Raw genomic sequence first — 20,964 nt, forward strand, 5'->3', positions numbered from 1 at the left:
AGGAACCACGGCAGGCATTTTAAGGCGCCTTTGCTGCGTCTAAGACGCGTAGCTGGATACGGCGGCTACCCTGCCAATGATCGGCGCCGATACAGCCTGCGACATGCAGCTGCGAACCGCGCGAATTCAGGAGAAGATTGCCGAGCGGCGTGTCGGCGGCGCGGAAGGCGATCCCATCGATTCGCGAGCCATCTGCTGCTTCCAATGTGATCTTCACATGAGCCGTGCCGACGAGCCGCGAATCCTTCAGGCGATGGGCGGGAATTGCAAAGACCGGCTGTGCGTGACCCGAACCATAAGGACCGGCCTGTTCCAGTTGATCGTAAAGTTCAAGCGTGGCGCCGGAGGCGGAAAGAGCCCCGTCGATCTTCAGCACGTGGTTTGCGACCAGCGTCGAGACGCTATCCTCGGCGGTTTCCTCGAAGAAGGCGCGCAGGCGGCCGAGATTGGCGCGCTCGACGGTCAAGCCCGCTGCCATGGCATGGCCGCCGCCCTTGACCAGCATGCCCTGCTCCACGGCCGCACGCACCATGCGGCCCATGTCGAAGCCGTTGATCGAGCGACCGGAGCCTGTACCCTTGCCGGATGGGTCGAAGGCGATCGCGAAGGCCGGCCGCTTGAACTTCTCCTTGATTCGCGCGGCGATGAGGCCAACGATGCCCGGATGCCAGCTCTCGCGGGCGGTGACGATGACCGAAGCGCCCTCGCCGTTTCCGTATTCGGCCAGAACCTCGGCCTCGGCTTCCGCCAGCATGGCGGCCTCCATGGCCTGGCGTTCCTTGTTCAGATCATCCAGCCGCGCCGCGATCTCTTCTGCCTCGATCGTATCCTCGATCGTCAGAAGCCGGCTGCCGAGCGCCGCGTCGCCTATGCGCCCGCCCGCATTGATGCGCGGGCCGATCAGGAAGCCGAAATGATAAGGGGTCACGGGACCGCCGAGGCCAGCCTTGCGGAACAGTGCGGCCAGCCCGGCATTGCCCATGTGGCGCGCAGCGAGCAGGCCCTTGACCACATAGGCGCGGTTCAGGCCCTTTAGCGGGACGACGTCGCAGACGGTCGCCAGCGCCACGATATCGAGCCAGGCGAGCAGGTCGAGCGATTTGGCGCGCGGATCGCCGATCTTGCGCATGTGGCGCGCGGCAGCGACCAGAACCATGAAGACGACGCCTGCAGCGCAGAGATGCCCCTGCCCCGACAGATCGTCTTCCCGGTTCGGGTTGACCAGCGCGTGGCAGGGCGGCAATTCCTGGCCGAGCTGATGGTGGTCGATGACGACCACGTCGCAACCCTCTTCCGTGGCTGCAGCAAGCGCATCGAAGCTGGTCGAGCCGCAATCGACGGTGACGATCAGCCCGGCGCCATTGGTGATCAGCTGACGGATCGCCGTGGGATTGGGGCCGTAACCTTCGAAAATGCGATCGGGGATGTAAATCTCGGCCTCGACGTCGAAATGGCGGAGGAAGCGGTAGAGAAGCGCCGATGAGGCTGCCCCGTCCACATCGTAGTCACCGAAGATTGCCACCTTCTGCCGTTTGGCAATCGCCTCGGCGATCCGGTTCACCGCCTTTTCGCAGTCCGTCAGCGAATAGGGTTCGGGCATGAGGGAACGGATGGTCGGATCGAGAAATGCAGGCGCATCGTCGAGCGTCACGCCGCGGCCGGCAAGCACGCGGGCGACGAGTTCGGGAATGGCGTGGATTTGGGTGATCGCCAGAGCGCGATTCTGCGCCGCCTGATCAAGGCGCGATATCCACCGTTGATCACCCGCCGATTTTTCGACGCCGAGAAACGCACGCGGCACCGGATCGACCGGCTGGGTGGTTGTGGAGATCGCGGAGGTGAACGTGTTCATACCTCCGCTTTTAGCCCATCCGCGGGCAAAGCGGAATCAGCTCCAGCGATGCCCACTGTGATTCTTTGCAGGCACGGCAGGCGGCTTTAAAATTGCGGCTCAGAGAAGCGACCAGACGGCCGAACTGCTGACGCCGGCAAAGACAGCAAAAAGCACGATCATGAACGACCAGTTACGGCCACCTTCAAAATCGTCGCCGGCCGCACCATCATTTGCCTGTACAAGATCGGCGGACATGGGCTTGCCGCTGCCATGACCCAATTCAAGCCTGAAAGGCTTTTTTCCAGAATTCATTATCATCACGCAAGCGCCTCCTCGCCGGTGTGACTACATGAATCGAATGTACGCAGGTTTCCTGTCTTGGAACAGTCGCAAGCGAGCAGTTCTTAAAATTTTTTTGACAGTCCAAGAAAATGTCCAGAAAAAAAGCCGGCAAAAGCCGACTTTTTTTGGTTGTTTGCCGAAGGATCAAAATGCCTTCGGGCGCTCGATACGGATGACCTGAGGCTCTCCGACCAGATAGGTCTCGCCCTTGATGGCATCGACGGCTTTGCGCACCGAATGTTCGGCGGTCGCATGCGTCACCAGGATGATCGTCTTTGACGTATCTTCCGCATCCGGCTTCGGGCGCTGGACGATCGATTCCAGCGAAATGGCGTTCTCGGCCATATGGGTTGCAACGCTCGCAAATACGCCGGCGCGGTCGGCAACCGTCAGGCGGATGAAGTAGCCGCCTTCGTGGCTCTGCATCTGGGCGCGCTTATACGGTGCGAGCGCCAGGGCCGGGGTGCCGAGGACCGGAACGCGCTGGGCTCCCGGCTGGCTCTTGGCGATGTCGGCGATGTCGCCAAGCACCGAAGAAGCCGTCGCATTGCCGCCGGCACCGGGGCCAACCATCAGCAGCTCGCCGAGAATGTCGGATTCGATCGCGACCGCGTTGGTGACGCCATCGACCTGCGCGATGACGGTATTGTAGGGCACCATGGTCGGGTGGACGCGCTGTTCGATGCCGCTGTCGGTCTTTTGCGCGACGCCGAGCAGCTTGATGCGGTAACCGAGATCGGAGGCCGCATGGATGTCCTCGATCGAGATATTGGTGATGCCTTCGAGATAGATCTCGTCGGCGGCAATCTGCGTGCCGAAGGCAAGCGTCGTCAGGATGGCCAGCTTGTGAGCCGTATCATTGCCTCCGATGTCGAACGCCGGATCGGCTTCAGCATAACCGAGGCGCTGCGCTTCCTTCAGGCAATCGGCAAACGACAGGCCTTCCTTCTCCATCCGGGTCAGGATGTAGTTGCAGGTGCCGTTCATGATGCCGTAGACGCGCGATACGGTGTTACCGGTAAGTGACTCGCGAAGTGCCTTGATGACCGGGATGCCGCCGGCGACCGCTGCCTCGAAATTAAGGAGCGCGCCTTTTTCTTCGGCGACCTTTGCGAGTTCGACACCATGCGCGGCAAGCAGCGCCTTGTTGGCAGTCACCACATGGAGACCGCGCGCGAGCGCAGCACGAACCGAGTTTGCGGCAGCGCCTTCGGAACTGCCGATCAGCTCGACGAAGACGTCGATATCGGCTTCGGCAGCAAGCTTTTCCGGCGTATCGAACCAGGTGATGCTGGAAAGATCGATGCCTCGGTCGCGGCTCTTGTCGCGGGCCGTGACGGCCGTGATCTCGATCGCGCGACCGCATGTGGTGGCCAGTTCGTTCGCACGGTTCTGAATGATCCGGACGAGCGAGGCACCCACGGTGCCGAGACCCGCAATGCCGACCTTAAGGGCATCTGCCATGGTGATTTTTCCTGCTTGCTTGGGAGATGGCGGCCCAGAAGGGGCCGCCGGGTGCTTGGGATCAGTGATCAGCGGCGCGTATTGAGCGAGATGACGTTGTGCATCGTCTCGTCGGCCGTCGACAGGAACTTCTTGATGTTGCGCGCCGCCTGACGGATGCGATGCTCGTTCTCGACCAGCGCCAGACGGACGTAATCGTCGCCCATTTCGCCGAAACCGATACCCGGCGCCACGGCGACGTCCGCCTTTTCGACGAGCAGCTTGGAGAATTCCAGCGAGCCGAGATGGCGGAACTTTTCCGGGATCTTCGCCCAGGCGAACATGGTGGCGGCCGGAGGCGGCACGTCGAAACCGGCCTTACCGAAGCTGTCGACCATCACGTCGCGGCGACGCTTGTAGACATTGCGGACTTCCGCGATGTCGGAGCCGTCGCCGTTCAGCGCATGGGTCGCCGCCACCTGTATCGGCGTGAAAGCGCCGTAATCGAGGTAGGACTTCACACGGGTCAAAGCCGAGATCAGGCGCTCGTTGCCGACGGCAAAGCCCATGCGCCAACCGGGCATGGAGAAGGTCTTCGACATCGAGGTGAATTCGACGGTGACATCGATCGCGCCCGGAACCTGCAGGACGGACGGTGGCGGTTCGTCGTTGAAGTAGATTTCCGAATAGGCCAGATCCGACAACACGATGATGTCGTGCTTCTTGGCGAACGCGATGACGTCCTTGTAGAAGTCGAGCGTCGCGACAAAGGCCGTCGGATTGGACGGGTAGTTGATGATCAGCGCCAGCGGCTTCGGGATCGAATGCTTCACGGCGCGCTCCAGCGGGCCGAAGAAGCTTTCATCCGGCTCGACTGACAGCGAGCGGATCACGCCGCCAGCCATCAGGAACCCGAAGGCATGGATCGGATAGGTCGGGTTCGGGCAAAGAATCACGTCGCCCGGCGCGGTGATCGCCTGCGCCATGTTGGCGAAGCCTTCCTTCGAACCCAAGGTCGCGACGACCTGGGTATCGGGATTGAGCTTCACGCCGAAACGGCGGGCGTAATAGGCGGCCTGGGCGCGACGAAGGCCCGGAATGCCCTTGGAAGACGAATAACGGTGCGTGCGCGGGTCCTGGACCACTTCGCAGAGCTTGTCGACGATCGCTTTCGGCGTCGGGAGATCGGGATTGCCCATGCCGAGATCGATAATGTCGGCGCCACCCGCTCGCGCGCTTGCTTTCAAACGGTTGACCTGTTCGAAAACGTAGGGCGGCAGACGCCGGACTTTATGAAACTCTTCCATAGCTCCCTCGGGCTCTCCTCAATGACGATGCGAAGCGTCACCACGACGCATAATGGCGCATCTTAGGCGATTTGTGCTTTGCGGCCAAACGATGTGAAACGCAAGCCCTATTTGGGCGACCGTTGGCGTGATCGACAACGCCCGCGAACCCAAAAATTACTTGGCGATATTGGCCAGCGCATCGCTGCCGTGCTGGGCAGCAAGCTTGCGGTATTCCGCGACGCGGCGATTGTATTCGGCTTCCGAGATGGAGCCGGAGCGGCGGGCTTTGGCCAGCGCTGCGAGACGCGGCTCGGCCTTGTGATAATCGTCGTCCTCGATCTGCTCGGCAGCGGCCGTCAGCGTCGGATCGAAGGTCGGATAGGTACCGGTATTCCTGACGGTCAACGGGCCCGGCGCAGGTGCGGTCTTCGACTGCACGATGACAGCCGGCGGCGGGGTGTTCGGAATGCCGTCGTCGAGCGCAAAGCTCTGGCTGTTGCAGCCCGACAGAAGAGGCAAAACAACCAGACCGACCAAAATCGGTGTGCCGAAAGTTGCGTGCCTCAGTTTTTCCATTTCCATAACCCAGTTATCGCGTCTGCTGGTTCCGCCGGAAAGCGCCAGCCGCTGGACTTGTATTCGCTTTCTGGGACAATGTACAAACGAAAACAACCGACAACCAGTGGGGAGGCCACGCGTGGCGGAAAAGACCGAGGATAAAGTTGGTTCGGGCCAGGAGTTCCCGGGCTTCGATCCCAAATCGGTCGAGGCCTATATGGTCAAGGATCCGCAGGCGCTTGCCATGAACTTCGCCCGTGCGGCGGAAAACCTCGGCAGAGCGGCATCCGAATGGCTTGGGCCGCGCGAACGCGGCGAAGTCCCCGATTCGGTCGCCAATCCGCTGACCGATCTCGTCAAGACGCTTTCCAAGGTGACGGAATACTGGATTTCCGACCCGAAGCGGACGCTCGAGGCGCAGACCCTGCTGTTCTCCAGCTATATGGGAATCTGGACACGGTCACTCAGCCAGTTTGGTGCGGGCCAGTTCGGCGGCAACCAGTTCGGTGCGCAGCCGCCCATTCCCGAACTCGACAACCTGCCGAAGGACAAGCGATTCTCCGATGAGGACTGGGTGAAGAACCCGTTCTTTGCCTTTCTGCGCCAGGTCTATCAGGTCACCGCTTCCTGGGCCGACAAGCTGGTCACCGAGGCTGATGGTCTCGACGAGCATACACGGCACAAGGCCGCCTTCTATGTGAAGCAGGTGACGGCGGCGCTTTCTCCGGCCAATTTCGCGGTCACCAATCCGGAAGTCTATCGCGAGATGGTGGCGAGCAACGGCGCGAATTTCGTCGCCGGCATGAAGATGCTGGCCGAGGATATCGCCGCCGGCCGCGGCGACCTGCGCCTGCGCCATACCGATGCCAGTAAGTTCGCCATCGGTCGCAACATGGCACTGACGCCGGGCAAGGTGATTGCCCAGAGCGAGGTCTGCGAGATCATCCAATACGAGCCGACCACCAAGACGGTGCTGAAGCGGCCGCTTTTGATCTGCCCGCCCTGGATCAACAAGTTCTACATTCTCGACCTCAATCCGCAGAAAAGCTTCATCAAGTGGTGCGTTGATCAGGGCCATACGGTCTTCGTCATCTCCTGGGTGAACCCGGACGAGCGGCATGCGAAGAAGGACTGGGAATCCTACATGCGCGAAGGCATCGATTTCGCGCTGGAAACCGTCGAGAAAGCGACCGGCGAAAAACAGGTCAATGCGATCGGTTATTGCGTCGGCGGCACGCTGCTGGCCGCAACGCTCGCCTATCACGCCAAGGCGAAGAATGACCGTATCGCCTCCGTCACCTTCCTGACGACGCAGGTGGATTTCACCCATGCGGGCGATCTCAAGGTCTTTGTCGACGAAGAACAGCTCGGCGCGATCGAGAAGCAGATGGACACCGTCGGTTATCTCGACGGGTCGAAGATGGCGACCGCCTTCAACATGCTGCGCGCCTCTGAACTGATCTGGCCTTACGTGGTCAACAACTACCTCAAGGGTCAGGAGCCCCTGCCCTTCGACCTGCTCTACTGGAATTCCGACTCGACCCGCATGGCTGCCGCCAACCACGCCTTCTATCTGCGCAACTGCTATCTCAATAACACGCTCTCCAAGGGCGAGATGAAGCTTGGCGACAAGGTCGTGGCGCTGAAGGACATCAAGATCCCGGTCTACAATCTCGCAACCCGCGAGGATCATATCGCCCCGCCGAAATCCGTGTTCATGGGTTCGTCCATGTTCGGTGGGCCGGTGGATTTCGTGGTCACCGGCTCGGGACATATCGCCGGCGTCGTCAATCCGCCCGACAAGATGAAGTACCAGTTCTGGACCGGCGGCAAGACGCAGGGCGAATATGAGGACTGGATGGACAAGGCCGAGGAGACCAAGGGCTCCTGGTGGCCGCATTGGCACGAATGGATCAAGGCCAAAGACGGCGAAGAGGTGCCGCCTCGCAAGCCCGGCGGTTCGGCGCTGAACGCCATTGCCGATGCACCTGGCACCTACGTGCTGGAACGCGTCTGACCCGATAATGCGTTTCGATCCGCCGCTTATTTCCGCCACGTTAGTGCAGCGCTACAAGCGTTTCCTGTTCGATGCCGTGCTACCCGACGGCACGCCGTTTACCGGTTCCTGCCCGAATACCGGTTCTATGCGCGGGCTTACCACGCCGGGTTCGAAAATCTGGGTTTCGGAACACGACAGCCCGACCCGCAAGTACCGCCACATGTTCGAGATGATCGAAGTCGGCGACGAGACGATCGGCATCAATACCGGTCTGCCGAACCGGCTGGCGGAGGAAGCGATCCGCGCCGGGCTGATCCCGAGCCTTGCCAACTACCCGGTCATCCAGCGCGAACAGAAATACGGCCGAAACTCCCGTATCGATTTTCTACTTTCAGGCAAAGGCCTGCCGAACGCTTATGTAGAAGTGAAGAACGTCCATTTCAGCCGCGAACCGAAGCTGGCTGAGTTTCCCGATACGGTCACCAAGCGCGGCGCAAAGCACCTGGAGGAACTCGGCGACATGGCGGAAGCCGGTCACCGAGCGGTGATGATTTATCTCATCCAGCGACATGACTGCGAGAGTTTCCGCATCTGCACCGATCTCGACCCGCTTTATGCCCTGGCCTTCGAACGCGCCAAGGCCCGCGGTGTCGAGGCTTATGCGGTGCGTTGCCGGGTGTCGCCTATGGCCATCGAGCCCGCAGGACTGGTTCCGATCCTGGGCTGACGTTCTCCGAATTCATTCAAATTCGAACGTTTCCGTTAACCCGCCGGCAACCCTTGCCCCAACTGCACGGGTTGGTGAATGGCGCAGGCATCAGGTGGAGCGTATTGTGACAGCCGGGTGGTGGTGATTAGTACGGAGTTCACCATAAGTGGCCGAATTTGTAGCCGATCATAGACTGACGCCGGCCGTCACCCGAAGCATCGAGGGACGCGATGCCTCGATGGATTCGCTGCGGATCGTCTCGTTCCTGGCGGTCGCGACGCTGCATGTCATCACGTCACCGGTGAAGGACATCACGGCATTCTCGATCATCGACCACCTGACCCGTTTCGCGGTGCCGGTGTTCTTCATGATGAGCGGCTATTTCTTCGAGCGTCCGGGTGCTGCCGAAATCGGCCGCATCGTTCCTCGTGCCCGCCGCCTGCTGGTGATGTTCGGGTTCTGGGAGATCATCTACAACGCGATCAACCTCTTTGTGCTTCACACCGCCGACTATCCGACAACGTCGATCAAGCTGGTCTATGACCTTCTCTATTATTCGGCCGGCCCCGCCTATCACCTCTGGTTCCTGCCGCATCTCGTCGTCACCGTGGTGATCTTCACGGTGCTGCGGCGGTTCGGGTTCCGCGTGCTGTTGCCGCTGGCGGCGGCTGCCTATCTGGCCGGCCTCGTGCTCGGCCCGTGGAGCGTGCTTGCCGGGCCGGATACTGCGCCGATCGGCATCGGAACCCGCAACGGACTGTTCTTCGGTTTCCCCTATTTCGCGCTCGGAGCCTATATCCGTTACGCGCGGATCGATGTGCGGATGCGGCTCCTGGTTCCGGCGCTTCTCATCGGTATCGCTCTGCAGCTTGTGGAGGCCTATGCGATCTCGCGGCTCGGCACGAGCCGCTTCTTCGCTCCGCAGGATTTCCTGCTCGGCACCCTGTTCTTTTCGGTTGCGGTGTTTCTCACCTTCAAGCGGCTTGCGCTTTCGCATCCGCTTGCCGCGCAGCTCGGCCGGCTGTCTCCGGGCATATTCTGCGTCCACATCATCTTCTTCAACCTGTTCACCACGCCCGCCTCGCCCTTCTTCGTCGATAACCGTTATGTCGAGACCGGCAATTATGGGATGGCATTGCTGATCTTGGTGCTGACCGTGGCCTCATCCACCGCGACGATCATGCTGATGGCGCAGAGCCGGTTCCTGCAGCAGGCCGTGCGCTGACGGGCCGGCACTTGCGGAACCGTTGGCAACTTCGTGATTTCCCTTCACATCCCCAGCAAAGGCATGGACGAACCGGGCCTTGCTGCTTTATGAACGGAGAAATTGCGAGAGAAGAACCATGGTCAATTACATCGAGGCGGTTTCCGCCCCCATGAAGAACACCGGCGCGATCCGGCTCTACAACACGGGCGAGGACTTCGCCGGCATGCGCAAGGCCTGCCTGTTGACGGCACGTTGCCTGGATGAGCTCGCTTCGATCGTGCAACCGGGCATCACCACCAGCGCGATCGATCGCTTCGTTTTCGAATTCGGCATGGATCACGGCGCGCTTCCCGCGACGCTGAACTATCGCGGTTACAAATATTCCGTCTGCACCTCGATCAACCATGTTGTGTGCCACGGCATGCCGGATGACAAGCCGCTGCGCGACGGCGATATCGTCAATATCGACGTCACCTTCATCCTCGATGGCTGGCATGGGGATTCGAGCCGCATGTATCCGGTGGGCCAAGTGAAGCGCGCTGCCGAACGGCTGATGGAAGTCACTTACGAATGCCTGCTGCGCGGCATTGCAGCGGTAAAACCCGGCGCCCGCACCGGCGCGATCGGCGAAGCGATCCAGACCTATGCGGAGGCCGAGCGCTGCTCCGTGGTGCGCGATTTCTGCGGCCATGGCGTCGGCCGGTTGTTCCATGATTCACCGAACATCCTGCATTACGGCCGCGCCGACGAAGGCCCGGAAATCAAGGAAGGCATGATCTTCACCATCGAGCCGATGATCAATCTCGGCAAGCCGCATGTGAAGGTTCTGTCCGACGGCTGGACTGCCGTGACCCGCGACCGCTCGCTTTCGGCGCAATACGAACATGCGGTCGGCGTTACCGCCACCGGTTGCGAGATCTTCACACTGTCGCCCGCCGGGCTAGACCGTCCCGGCATCCCTCCGCTTTCGAGGTAACATGACCAAACGTCCAGCCCCGCCCCTGGACGACCAGCCGTCCTTCATCGAGGACGAACGTGGCTTCTTTGCTGAAACATTCTCGAAACCGAAGCCTGCGAAGAAGGCGATGGCGCCCGCCAAACAAGAAGCCGCCGCCCATTATCACGGCCATCGCGACAGGGTGCGCGCCAAATATCGCGAACATGGCGACACGTCTCTGGCCGATTACGAAATTCTCGAAATGCTGCTTTTCCGGTCCATCCCGCAGCGGGATACCAAGCCGCTCGCCAAAGCGCTTCTGGAACGCTTCGGCACGCTGGCCGGCGTCTTCGGTGCCCCGATCGGCCTGTTGCAGGAGATAAAGGGCGTCGGCGAATCCGTCGCGCTCGATCTCAAACTGATCGGCACAGCCGGGCAGCGGATGCTGAAAAGCGAAATCCGCAACAAGCAGGTCCTGTCATCCTGGTCGTCGGTGATCGATTATTGCAACGCGGTGATGGCCTATGAGACCCGCGAACAGTTCCGCATCCTCTTCCTCGACAAACGCAATGCGCTGATCGCCGACGAAGTACAGGGTCACGGCACGGTGGACCACACGCCGGTCTATCCACGCGAAGTGGTGCGCCGCGCGCTGGAACTTTCATCCACCGCGATCATCCTCGTGCACAATCACCCGAGCGGTGATCCGACACCCTCGCGCGCCGATATCGACATGACGAAGACGATCGTCGATACCGCAAAATCACTCGGGATCACGGTGCATGACCACATCATCATCGGGAAAGATGGGCATGTGAGCTTCAAGGGGTTGAGGTTGATTTGAGGAACTTGGACGACGACTGGGGCTATTGGATGGGCTGGATTGTTGCGGTTATCGTCGGCCTTTTAGCGACAACTGCATTAGTTGCCTTCATGTTCGCCAACAAAATAGCTTGTACAGGAGCGGCCGACGAACAGTGTACCCGAGAATGGATAAGCGCAACAGGAAGCTGGGCGGCGGTTCCCGCCGCTGTCCTTACTATAGTTTTTATTTCCCGCCAAATATCAAGAGCAGACAAGCACCATCGAGAGAATGTCCGACTTCAAGTAGACCTAAAGTATGAGATTGCGGAAGCCGTCGCGGTACAGTGCTATTACTGCAACGAACATATTCAACTCGTGGAAAGTGCGGTTAGTTCGAGGGATGATGAACGCTATTCATCTGCCTTCAACGACCTTCTTGGCAAGCTTTCAACCACCTACAACGCTGATATTTGGGATGACTTTGAGAAAATCTTCGTGTTTCCAGGCCCGTGGAGTATCGCAGAAGTCCGATCTGCTATTGGAGAAGCGCTTTCGGCCCCAGTTGTGCCGGTGAATACATTTGAGTTCATCGGCTCGAAACTTGAAAACGCAGTAGAAGCGGTCCGAGTCTACAATGTGAGCGTTGGGTCCACATGTCGCCGGTACAAAGCTCGGATAGACAAGATTTTGGACTAAAGGGGTTGTTACCGTAGCCCCCTTCCAATGAACGATATGTAGACTTTAACCTGCCCCCCGTCTTAGCGGCATCACCCTACCTGCACCAAATGCCCCTCCGACACCTCGCGATATTCCCGCTTCGGCGGCACGAAGCCCATTGGGCGTACGGGGCTCTTCAGTTCGTCGTTGGAAATGCCGCGGCGGATGCCGCGACGGGCAGGATCCGGCACCGGCACCGCCGCCATCAGCTTCTTCGTATAGGCATGCTGCGGATTGTCGAAGACCGCCGCGCGGGGGCCGATTTCGACGATTTCGCCGAGATACATGACGGCGACGCGATGGCTGACGCGTTCGACCACCGCCATGTCGTGGCTGATGAAAAGGAACGCGAGGTTCAGGCTTTCCTGCAGGTCTAAAAGCAGGTTGCAGACCTGCGCCTTGATCGACACGTCAAGCGCCGAGACGCTTTCGTCGGCGACGATCACCTTCGGGTTCAGAGACAGGGCGCGGGCGATGGCGATACGCTGACGCTGGCCGCCGGAGAATTCGTGCGGGTAACGCCGCGCCATGTCCGGGGACAGGCCGACCTTGCGCAGCAGATCGGCGGTCTTTTCCTTGGCGTCCTTGGCCGAGCCAAGCTTGTGCTTGATGAAGGGTTCGGAAATTGCCGCGCCCACCGTCATGCGCGGGTTGAGCGACGAGAACGGATCCTGGAAAATCATCTGGACGGACTTGCGCATGTTGCGCAGGCCGACGGAGTCGAGCTTCAGCACGTCGTACCCGTCGAGCGCCACTTCGCCGCCGGTCGGTTCGATCAGCCGCATGATCGAACGGCCGGTCGTGGACTTGCCGCAGCCGGACTCGCCAACCAGTGACAGGGTTTCGCCCTGATGCAGATCGAAGGAGATGTTTTCCACCGCATGCACCGAGCCGGTCTGGCGCGAGAACAGGCCGGAGCGCACCGCGAACCGGGTCACGAGGTTCTTCACCGACAGGACGGGCGTCTTGCCGCTGGCGACGGTGCCCGCGACTTCCTGCGGTTCGGGCGCTTCGCCGGTCTTCATGTCGACCACGGCAAAGCGGGTCGGCCATTTGCGGTCCTGCATCGAGCCGAGTTTGGGAACGGCAGAAAGGAGTGCGCGTGTATAGGGATGCTTGCCGTGATGGAAGATCTCTTCCGTCGGGCCGCTTTCCACCGCCTCGCCGCGATACATAACGATGGTGCGGTCGGCGATTTCGGCGACGACGCCCATGTCATGGGTGATGAAAAGGACCGACATGCCCTCCTCTTCCTGAAGGACCTTGATCAGGTCAAGAATCTGTCCCTGGATGGTGACGTCGAGCGCGGTCGTCGGTTCGTCTGCGATGAGCAGCTTCGGCTTAGAGGCGAGCGCCATGGCGATCATGACGCGCTGGCGCATGCCGCCGGAGAACTGGTGCGGGTAATCATCGAAACGCGCGCCGGCGTTAGGGATGCGGACCTTTTCGAGGAGGCGTACGGTTTCGGCGCGCGCTTCCTGTTTCGACAGGCCCTTGTGGCGCGTCAGCACCTCGGAAATCTGCCGGCCGATGGTGAAGATCGGATTGAGCGACGTCATCGGCTCCTGGAAGATCATCGACTCTTCGTTGCCGCGCACGGCGCGCATTTCCTTTTCGGAAAGCGCCAGCAGGTCGCGGCCGTTCAGCAGGATCTTGCCCTCGATGCGGCTCGAGCCCGGCGCCAGAAGGCGCATGCAGGAGAGCGAGGTGACGGATTTGCCGGAACCGGATTCGCCGACGATCGCGACGGTTTCGCCTGGGAAGACGTCGAAGGAAACGTCGCGCACGACGCTTTTCCATTCGCCGTCGACGAGGAAGGAGGTGGTGAGGTTCTTGACCGAAAGGACGGGTGCTTGGCTCATTTCGGCGTTCCTCACATGGGTTTCCAGGGCGTGGCGAAGGAGGCGGATAGCCTGCCTTCCGCTTCGCGGGCGGCTTCGAGTGCTGCGATCGTCTGGTCGATGACGCGGCGGTCGATCATGCCGTGCGGGTTCTCGCGGGTCGGCATGGTCTCGGCGACATGCAGGAAGCGTTCGCCGGCCACCGCGTAAAGCCGGCGCAATTCGGCGAGCGGATCGGTGTGGTCGTCGGCATTGATACGCAGCCAGGGGTAGTCCTGATCGCGGTAGAGGACCATGGCTGCGGACTGCTTGCCGCGCTTGTCGCCGCCGGCCGCCTCGCCGGCATCCATGGCATCGAGCAGGCGTTCAGCGAGCGGCGCACCGGCCGCGGTCCGTTCCCTGTAGACGCGGAGCGTCTCGGTAATCACCTGCGGGCCGGCCAGCATGTTGCCGGCAACGGAGACGTTGTCATCCACCAGATGACCGGCCCAATCGACGCAGATTTCGCCGGTATAGGCGACGTTGCGGCCACTGGTGTCGATCAGGTGGAACTGGCGCTGACGGCGGCCATCATCGCGGGCGGTCAGCGTTTCGATGATCTCTTCCGGCGACTTGCCTTCTTCCAGCAGCTTCAGGCCATCGGTGCCGTAAAGCGGGCTGACGAAGGCCTGGGTGGCGACAGCGCCAACCCTGCCCTTGATATGCGGCACGGCGGCGCCGACCGCGAAGAAGCGGCTGGCGACGGCGATGCCGAAATGTCCTGTTTCAGGGTCACGTGCGACGATCGACCAGGTCATGGGCTATCTCCCTACCGCATAGGCTTGCATCAGGCGCGGCGTTGCCGCCGCACGCAGCAATCCGTCCGCATCGCGCCGCGCGGCCGTCAGGCGGCCGACGCTCCACGGATCGGCGACGGTGACCTTGTGGCCGCGGCTGCGCAGCTCATCGAGCGCGCTCGCACCGATATTGCTTTCAACCATGATCTCGCCCGGCGAGCTGGTGCGCGGGTAGAAGGAACCGGGGAAATGCGAGGTGTGGAAGAGCGGCATGTCGATTGCCGCCTGCAGGTTCGGCTTGTGGTGGACGTAACGCAGGAAGAAGGGCAATTGCCACTGGTCCTGCTGGTCGCCGCCGGGTGTACCGAACACCAGCGTCGGCCGGCCCTGATGCAGCGCGAGCGACGGGGTGAGCGTAGTGCGCGGGCGTTTGCCGGGGGCGAGCGAGGTCGGCAGGCCGGGTTTCAGCCAGAACATCTGGGCACGCGAATTCAGCGCGAAACCGAGGCCCGGGATGATTGGAGAGGATTGCAGCCAGCCGCCGGACGGCGTGGTCGAGACCATGTTGCCCCAGCGGTCGATGACGTCGATATGCACGGTGTCGCCGCGCTTTTCGGAGAGATGCGACATGGTCGGTTCATAAACCGTGCCCTTGCCGCTCATTTCGGCCAGCATCGCCATGGTCGCGTCGAACTGGTGGTCATAGCCGGGCACGCGGCCGGGGCGCAGCTCCAGCGATGCTTCCTTGCCGATCAGCTTGCGGCGTTCGGAATTATAACCTTCCGACAGAAGGTATTCGGTCGGGATCTGTGCGAAATCCGGGTCGCCGTAATAAACTTCGCGGTCGGCGAAGGCGAGCTTCATGGCTTCGACAACGGTGTGGACGAAGTCCGGGCCGGACGGGTCCATGGCGGCGAGGTCGAAGCCCTTCAACAGCGCCAGCGATTGCAGCAGGACAGGTCCCTGCCCCCAGGCCGGCGTCTTGGCGACGGTCCAGTCATGGTAGTCGTAGGTCTGCGGCGCTTCGACGACGGCTTTCCAGTTGGCCATGTCGTCGGCGGTCAGAACGCCCTTGTGCTTGACGCCGCTGGCATCCATCACGGCGGTGGTCGAGACGTATTTGTCGATCGCCTCGGCGATAAAGCCGCGATAGAAGGCGTCGCGCGCCGCTTCGATCTGGTTTTCGCGGCCGCTCTTCGCCTCGGACTCTGTGATCACGCGCTTCCAGGTTTCGGCGAGAACCGGGTTCTTGAAATTGCTCTGCGCCTCGGGGGCCGAACCGCCCGGCAGCCATGTGGCGTGGGACGTCGGCCACTCCTTTTCGAAGAAGCTTGTCAGCCCCTTGATGGTGGCGGAAACGCGGGCCAGAACCGGATGGCCCTGCTCGGCATAATAGATAGCCGGCTCAAGAACGTCGCGGACGCTCATCGTGCCGTAGTCGCGCAACATCAGCATCCAGCCGTCGAAAGCGCCGGGAATGACGGTCGAGAGCAGACCGTCTCCGGGGATCAGCTTCAGGCCCTCGGACGTGTAGTGCTCGATCGTCGCGCCGGCCGGAGCCGGTCCTTGGGCGCAGATGACTTCGACCTTGCCCGTCTTCGCCGAATAGAAGACGGCCGGCATGTCGCCGCCGGGACCGCAGAGATGCGGCTCGACGATCTGCAGCACGAATCCGGTGGCAACCGCCGCGTCGAAGGCGTTGCCGCCTTTTTCGAGGATCGCCATGCCGACGGAGGACGCGATCCAGTGGGTGGAGGTGACGACCCCGAACGTGCCTAAAATTTCGGGCCTTGTAGTGAATTCGGTCATTCTCGAAATTCCTTGTAAAAATTACGCGTCGCGCGCTTAGGCCTCGCGGGGATCCAGCGCGTCGCGCAGGCCGTCGCCCAGCATGTTGAAACCGATGACGACGAGGAAGATGGCGATACCCGGCCACATCGCCATCCAGGGCGCCTGGGTGAGAAAGTTCTTGGCGACGTTCAGCATCGAGCCCCAGGACGGCGATGGCGGCTGCTGGCCGAGGCCGAGGAACGAAAGGCTGGCTTCGGCGATGATGGCGGTGGCGATCGTCAGCGTTGCCTGGACGATGATCGGCGCAAACACGTTCGGCAGGATGTAGCGGGTCATGATCTCGAAGTGGTTGAGGCCGACGGAGCGCGCGCCCTCGACATAGTCTTCGGTCTTCACCGCCAGAACCTGACCGCGGGTCAGGCGCACGAAGATCGGCATGGCGGACAGGCCGATGGCGATCATCGCATTGGTCAGGCTCGGTCCGAGAAAGGCCGCGAGCGCGATCGCCATGATCAGGAAGGGCATGGCAAGCAGCGCCTCGGTGATACGCGAGATCACCATGTCCACCCAGCCGCCGAAATAACCGGAAACGAGGCCAAACGGTACGCCGATGCCGACGGCGATCACTACGGAGAAGACACCGGCCATCAGCGAGGCCTGCGCGCCCCAGATCATCCGCGAGAGGATATCGCGGCCGAGGTCGTCGGTCCCGAGCCAGTGGGCTGCGGACGGCGCCTTGCGGATTGCCGTCCAACTGGTGGCGATCGGATCGGGGATGGGCAATAGCGGTGCGGCGATTGCCAGGATTGCAAAGAAGAAGACGATGCCGCAGCCGACCAGCGCCGACTTGTTGCGCTTCATCTTGCGCCAGGCGCGGCTCTTTTCCTTCTTCGGGGCAACGACGGCAGGAGCTTGATCGATCGTGGTCATAGCGTTGCCCTCAGGCGGGGATTCAAGATGACATAAAGAATGTCGGCAATGAGGTTCATCAGGATGAAGCCGACCGCCGTGCACAGTACGACGCCTTGGACCACCGCATAGTCGCGGTTGAAGACGGCATCGACGATGAGCTTGCCGAAACCTGGAATGGTGAAGATCTGTTCGGTCAAGACGGCACCGGCGAGCAGTTCGCCGAACAGCAGCGCCGAAAGCGTCACGACCGGCAGAAGTGCGTTGCGGAAACTGTGGCTGAGGATGACTTCCTTGGGCGAAAGGCCCTTGGCGCGGGCGGTGCGGATGTAATCGGCGCTCATCACGCCGACCATGGCCGAGCGCGTATGGCGCATCAGGGTGGCGGCCAATGCATTGCCGAGAACGAAGGCTGGCATGATCATGGTCTGCAACGAACGTACCGGATCGACGAAGATCGATTCATAACCGGAGGCCGGCAGCCAGCCGAGCTGCACCGAAATTAATAGAATCAGCATGATACCGAGCCAGAAGTTCGGGATCGAAAGGCCGGACAGCGCCAGGATATTGGCGAGGTAATCGACGAAAGTGTTCTTCTTGACCGCGGCGATGATGCCGATCGGGATACCGATGATCATCGCGAAGAACATCGCCATGGTGGCGAGCTGGATCGTCACCGGCAGCTTTTCCATGATCAGTTCGAGAACCGGTTGATTGGTGCGCAGCGAAATGCCGAAATCGCCGGTCAGCACGCCGCCGAGCCAGTAGAAATACTGCATGATGACGGGATCGTTGAGGCGATATTTGTCGCGCAGGAATTCGATCACCGCCGGATCGCGCTCTTCGCCGGCCATGGCCAGGATGGGATCGCCGGGGAGAAGCTTCTGCAATGAAAAAACGAAAATGGATATGATCAGCAAGGTCGGGATCGCGACCAGCAGACGCTTTCCGATATAAACAGGCATAATACCGCCCCTTATGTCTCACGGAGCGCCGCGTATCCCGAAAGCCTGAAAGGCTCCTACGCAAAAGCTCTCATTGATGGGTTCTATGCGATCATCGCTTCCGGAGACTGCGTCCGACCGTCCGACGATGCAAGAGGTGCGTGGGAAAAGTGCCGCATGGATCTCCACTTCCATGCGGCGCTTCAATTGTTGAAGCACGCATCGCGTTTCCAGAAATCCAACTGGATTTCCGGCCGATGCGATGAACTCAACCCTTCTTGACGCCCTGGAGGCGGATCATGCCGTCAGGATTCGGCACAAAGCCCGTGACGCTCTTCTTGTAAGCCCAGATCCACGACTGGTGGCCGAGATAGATGATCGGCAGGTCCTCGTTGAGGATGACGGCTGCCGCGTCGTATTTCTGCTTGCGGACTGCATCGTCGGTCGAGGCGCGTGCTTCGTTGAGCAGCTTGTCGACTTCGGCGTTGCAGTACTTGGTGTCGTTGATGCCGCCCTTGCAGGTGATGAACTGGTGGATGTTGCCATCGGGGTCGACACGGCCGGACCAGTCGGAACGGCTGAACTGGTAGTTGCCGCGGGTCTGCTCGTCGAGCAGCGTCGCGAATTCGGTAGCCTTCAGCTTGACGTTGATTCCCGCTTCCGCAGCCATCGACTGGATGATCTGCATCATCTGGATGACGACCGGGCTGTTGGCATGCTGGATTTCGAGATCGAAGGTCGGATAGCCGGCTTCCTTCATCAAGGCCTTCGCCTTGGCAACGTCACGGGCCGGAACCGGAATGGACTTGTTGAACCACGGGCTGTTCGGCGGGAAGGACTGGTTGCCGCCGACGGCGGTACCTTCGAAGACGACCTGGTTCAGGGCGTCACGATCGAGCGACAGCGAGAAGGCCTGGCGCAGGCGCTTGTCCTTACCGAACGGGTTGTCGGCCTTCGGGCCGTTGCCGATATTAGCGTAAAGCGCCATGTAGCCGATATTGACGGTGGCGTCGTATTTCAGGTTGGAGTCACCCTTGACGGCGCCGACATCGGTCGGGGCGACACGCTCGATGAAGTCGAGATCACCGGAACGCAGGTTGGCAAGACGAACGGTCGTATCCGGGATCGGCAGGTAGATGACCTTGTCGACGAGGATCTTGGCCTTGTCCCAGTAATCGGCGAACTTTTCGAGCACGATACGGTCCTGCTGGACACGCTCGACGAACTTGAACGGGCCGGCGCAGACCGGCTTGGAACCAAAATTGGCGCCGAGAGCCTTGGCGGCGGTCGGCGAAACGATCATGCCGGCGCGGTCGGAAAGCTGCGCCAGCAGCGAGGCGTCGGCAGCCTTCAGCGTGAACTTGACTTCCAGCGGACCGGTCGCCTCGACCTTGGCAACGGAGGCGAGCTCGCTCTTGCGGCGCGATTCCGGCAGCGTCATGTTGCGCTCGATCGTCGCGACAACAGCGGCGGCGTCCATCGTGGTGCCGTCATGGAATTTCACGCCGTCGCGGATCTTCATGACGAGTTCCTTGCCGTCGGCAGACCATTTCCACTCGGTCGCCAGCTGCGGAACGAGTTTCAGGTCCGGCGAGACGTCAACCAGCTTGTCGCACAGCGCCGTGTAGACGATGCGGCCGACGAAGGTACGGGACTGCGCCGGGTCGAGCACGTCGGCATCTTCCTGCAGGCCGATGCGCAGGTCGACGGCGAGCGCCGGAAAGGCGAACAGGGCACCGGCAAGCAGCGCGGTGCTGAGCTTGGTAAGTCGTTTCATTGTGATCTTCCTCTCTCTTTTGGTTCTCTGGTACCTGTTGTCACGATGGGTACTCTTATGTTCCCGGCCGGTTTTCCGGCTTCTGGTGGTGGCGGCAGAGCCGCGGTAATCGGCAGTTCGGGTTCTTCAGCTTGCCTCGCTGAACGAGCCCAGGTCGGACGCCTCCATCGAGGTCACCCTGATCAGACGCTCCTGCAGCATCAGGAGATGCTCGCGCATCGCCTCCCCGGCACGAGCCGGATCATGGGCAGCAATGGCTTCGATAATGCCGGTGTGCTGCGTGAAAGACATTTTTACCGCCTCGCCGTTCGAGCGGGCCCGTTCGCGGATCGCCCGCCAGGCCTCGTCCTGACGAACGCGGTTGATGACGTCGAAAATCGACAGGAAAAGCTGGTTGCCTGCACTTTGGGCGATCAGCCGGTGTAACGCACCGTCCCAGAGTTCGCGCGCATCCGCATCGCCGCTTTCGATGATCTTTACCGCGATCTCGCGCATACGCTCGACATCGGCCGGCTTGGCACGCATAGCGGCAAGCTGGGCAAGCTGAGGCTCGATGCGCAGGCGCACTTCCATGATTTCCATGAAATCCGTACCGGCAACGATCGAATCCAGATGAGGATGCAGATCGCTCGGCCGCTCGCCAATGAACGTCCCCGACCCTTGGCGTCGCCAGATCAGCCCTTCGGCTTCCAGAACTTCAAGCGCGCGGCGCACCGCGCGGCGGCTGATGCCGAGAAGGTCGGTCAACGCGCGCTCTGTCGGCAGACGCCCTTCCGCCCCGAACTCTCCTGCCCGCATGAGCTCCCTCAGACGGTCCAGCGCATAGTTCGAATTGTCGTGGCTTTCCGCCTCGTTCCCCTGCACCATTTCGTGTACCAATTATTAATTGGTCCCAATGGATTGCATTTACAAACCAAGGTCAAGTTATTTTTTCGGCAGATTTTGCACTGCACAAAATTGATGCAGCACGACCGAAATCGAGGCTTGGACGTGTCGCAATCAAACCTTTAGAATAAATGGCTACAAAGGGATTCGTTGAATGCTGCCGCATCGCGGCGGCCTCCAGTCTTTCCGAACATTTTCCTGA

The 20,964-nt window shown here is 60.9% G+C and carries 18 protein-coding genes; 6 read left to right on the top strand and 12 right to left on the bottom strand.

The features are described 5' to 3' along the window. Positions 1-19: 19 nt before the first annotated feature. From recJ to KX729_RS01520, 5 genes are all read right to left on the bottom strand, one after another. Positions 20-1,852, bottom strand: coding sequence for a single-stranded-DNA-specific exonuclease RecJ (gene recJ, locus KX729_RS01500; protein WP_219740671.1), 1,833 nt, complete (start codon positions 1,850-1,852; stop codon positions 20-22). A 99-nt stretch (positions 1,853-1,951) separates the two neighbouring features. Further along, positions 1,952-2,089: a hypothetical protein gene (locus KX729_RS01505; RefSeq protein WP_219740672.1), complete on the bottom strand. Its 138-nt coding sequence runs from the start codon at positions 2,087-2,089 to the stop codon at positions 1,952-1,954. A gap of 231 nt (positions 2,090-2,320) precedes the next feature. After that, positions 2,321-3,640, bottom strand: coding sequence for a homoserine dehydrogenase (locus tag KX729_RS01510; RefSeq protein ID WP_219740673.1), 1,320 nt, complete (start codon positions 3,638-3,640; stop codon positions 2,321-2,323). A 68-nt stretch (positions 3,641-3,708) separates the two neighbouring features. Beyond that, a complete protein-coding gene (locus KX729_RS01515; protein WP_219740674.1) occupies positions 3,709-4,926 on the bottom strand; it encodes an LL-diaminopimelate aminotransferase in 1,218 nt (405 codons plus the stop codon). Positions 4,927-5,082: 156 nt separating this feature from the next. Continuing rightward, positions 5,083-5,484 carry a hypothetical protein gene (locus tag KX729_RS01520; protein ID WP_219740675.1) on the bottom strand — a complete coding sequence of 134 codons (402 nt, stop codon included), beginning with the start codon at positions 5,482-5,484 and terminating at the stop codon, positions 5,083-5,085. Positions 5,485-5,683: 199 nt separating this feature from the next. On the opposite strand from KX729_RS01520, the gene KX729_RS01525 reads away from it, so the two are divergent. From KX729_RS01525 to KX729_RS01550, 6 genes are all read left to right on the top strand, one after another. Beyond that, positions 5,684-7,483 (top strand): PHA/PHB synthase family protein, encoded by a 1,800-nt coding sequence (locus KX729_RS01525; protein WP_219741193.1) that lies wholly within the window; start codon positions 5,684-5,686, stop codon positions 7,481-7,483. Positions 7,484-7,490: 7 nt separating this feature from the next. Beyond that, positions 7,491-8,192, top strand: a complete 702-nt coding sequence (sfsA, locus tag KX729_RS01530; protein ID WP_219740676.1) for a DNA/RNA nuclease SfsA — start codon at positions 7,491-7,493, stop codon at positions 8,190-8,192. Between the two features lie 148 nt (positions 8,193-8,340). Beyond that, a complete protein-coding gene (locus tag KX729_RS01535; protein WP_219740677.1) occupies positions 8,341-9,399 on the top strand; it encodes an acyltransferase in 1,059 nt (352 codons plus the stop codon). Positions 9,400-9,517: 118 nt separating this feature from the next. After that, positions 9,518-10,357 carry a type I methionyl aminopeptidase gene (gene map, locus KX729_RS01540; protein ID WP_219740678.1) on the top strand — a complete coding sequence of 280 codons (840 nt, stop codon included), beginning with the start codon at positions 9,518-9,520 and terminating at the stop codon, positions 10,355-10,357. 1 nt (position 10,358) lies between these two features. Further along, entirely contained in the window at positions 10,359-11,162 is an 804-nt protein-coding gene (gene radC, locus KX729_RS01545) for a RadC family protein (RefSeq protein ID WP_219740679.1), read from the top strand. A gap of 5 nt (positions 11,163-11,167) precedes the next feature. Next, on the top strand, positions 11,168-11,818 hold the full coding sequence (locus KX729_RS01550) for a hypothetical protein (protein ID WP_219740680.1): 651 nt from the start codon (positions 11,168-11,170) through the stop codon (positions 11,816-11,818). A gap of 71 nt (positions 11,819-11,889) precedes the next feature. Here KX729_RS01550 and KX729_RS01555 read toward each other — a convergent pair whose 3' ends face one another. The 7 genes from KX729_RS01555 to KX729_RS01585 form a co-directional block, all read right to left on the bottom strand. Next, on the bottom strand, positions 11,890-13,701 hold the full coding sequence (locus tag KX729_RS01555; protein ID WP_219740681.1) for an ABC transporter ATP-binding protein: 1,812 nt from the start codon (positions 13,699-13,701) through the stop codon (positions 11,890-11,892). An 11-nt stretch (positions 13,702-13,712) separates the two neighbouring features. Next, a complete protein-coding gene (locus tag KX729_RS01560) occupies positions 13,713-14,477 on the bottom strand; it encodes a DUF1028 domain-containing protein (protein ID WP_219740682.1) in 765 nt (254 codons plus the stop codon). 3 nt (positions 14,478-14,480) lie between these two features. Beyond that, the gene (locus tag KX729_RS01565; RefSeq protein WP_219740683.1) at positions 14,481-16,265 is read right to left on the bottom strand and encodes a gamma-glutamyltransferase family protein; all 1,785 of its coding nucleotides are present in this window, start codon (positions 16,263-16,265) and stop codon (positions 14,481-14,483) included. A 36-nt stretch (positions 16,266-16,301) separates the two neighbouring features. Then, a complete protein-coding gene (locus tag KX729_RS01570; protein WP_219740684.1) occupies positions 16,302-17,177 on the bottom strand; it encodes an ABC transporter permease in 876 nt (291 codons plus the stop codon). Continuing rightward, positions 17,174-18,121 (bottom strand): ABC transporter permease, encoded by a 948-nt coding sequence (locus KX729_RS01575; RefSeq protein WP_219740685.1) that lies wholly within the window; start codon positions 18,119-18,121, stop codon positions 17,174-17,176. The genes KX729_RS01570 and KX729_RS01575 overlap by 4 nt, the downstream gene beginning before the upstream one ends. 247 nt (positions 18,122-18,368) lie before the next feature. After that, positions 18,369-19,877 (bottom strand): ABC transporter substrate-binding protein, encoded by a 1,509-nt coding sequence (locus KX729_RS01580; RefSeq protein ID WP_219740686.1) that lies wholly within the window; start codon positions 19,875-19,877, stop codon positions 18,369-18,371. A 126-nt stretch (positions 19,878-20,003) separates the two neighbouring features. Then, positions 20,004-20,744 carry a FadR/GntR family transcriptional regulator gene (locus KX729_RS01585; RefSeq protein ID WP_219740687.1) on the bottom strand — a complete coding sequence of 247 codons (741 nt, stop codon included), beginning with the start codon at positions 20,742-20,744 and terminating at the stop codon, positions 20,004-20,006. Positions 20,745-20,964: the final 220 nt, after the last annotated feature.

This window comes from Neorhizobium populisoli (assembly GCF_019430945.1).
Lineage (GTDB): Bacteria > Pseudomonadota > Alphaproteobacteria > Rhizobiales > Rhizobiaceae > Neorhizobium > Neorhizobium populisoli.

What these genes read in the sequence shown, in the direction of transcription:
- KX729_RS01575 (WP_219740685.1), bottom strand. Translation starts at nt 18,121, where the DNA reads ATGCCTGTTTATATCGGAAAGCGTCTGCTGGTCGCGATCCCGACCTTG.
- KX729_RS01510 (WP_219740673.1), bottom strand. Translation starts at nt 3,640, where the DNA reads ATGGCAGATGCCCTTAAGGTCGGCATTGCGGGTCTCGGCACCGTGGGT.
- KX729_RS01565 (WP_219740683.1), bottom strand. Translation starts at nt 16,265, where the DNA reads ATGACCGAATTCACTACAAGGCCCGAAATTTTAGGCACGTTCGGGGTC.
- KX729_RS01560 (WP_219740682.1), bottom strand. Translation starts at nt 14,477, where the DNA reads ATGACCTGGTCGATCGTCGCACGTGACCCTGAAACAGGACATTTCGGC.
- sfsA (WP_219740676.1), top strand. Translation starts at nt 7,491, where the DNA reads ATGCGTTTCGATCCGCCGCTTATTTCCGCCACGTTAGTGCAGCGCTAC.
- KX729_RS01505 (WP_219740672.1), bottom strand. Translation starts at nt 2,089, where the DNA reads ATGTCCGCCGATCTTGTACAGGCAAATGATGGTGCGGCCGGCGACGAT.
- KX729_RS01515 (WP_219740674.1), bottom strand. Translation starts at nt 4,926, where the DNA reads ATGGAAGAGTTTCATAAAGTCCGGCGTCTGCCGCCCTACGTTTTCGAA.
- radC (WP_219740679.1), top strand. Translation starts at nt 10,359, where the DNA reads ATGACCAAACGTCCAGCCCCGCCCCTGGACGACCAGCCGTCCTTCATC.
- KX729_RS01580 (WP_219740686.1), bottom strand. Translation starts at nt 19,877, where the DNA reads ATGAAACGACTTACCAAGCTCAGCACCGCGCTGCTTGCCGGTGCCCTG.
- KX729_RS01525 (WP_219741193.1), top strand. Translation starts at nt 5,684, where the DNA reads ATGGTCAAGGATCCGCAGGCGCTTGCCATGAACTTCGCCCGTGCGGCG.
- KX729_RS01520 (WP_219740675.1), bottom strand. Translation starts at nt 5,484, where the DNA reads ATGGAAAAACTGAGGCACGCAACTTTCGGCACACCGATTTTGGTCGGT.
- map (WP_219740678.1), top strand. Translation starts at nt 9,518, where the DNA reads ATGGTCAATTACATCGAGGCGGTTTCCGCCCCCATGAAGAACACCGGC.
- KX729_RS01570 (WP_219740684.1), bottom strand. Translation starts at nt 17,177, where the DNA reads ATGACCACGATCGATCAAGCTCCTGCCGTCGTTGCCCCGAAGAAGGAA.
- KX729_RS01585 (WP_219740687.1), bottom strand. Translation starts at nt 20,744, where the DNA reads ATGGTGCAGGGGAACGAGGCGGAAAGCCACGACAATTCGAACTATGCG.
- KX729_RS01555 (WP_219740681.1), bottom strand. Translation starts at nt 13,701, where the DNA reads ATGAGCCAAGCACCCGTCCTTTCGGTCAAGAACCTCACCACCTCCTTC.
- recJ (WP_219740671.1), bottom strand. Translation starts at nt 1,852, where the DNA reads ATGAACACGTTCACCTCCGCGATCTCCACAACCACCCAGCCGGTCGAT.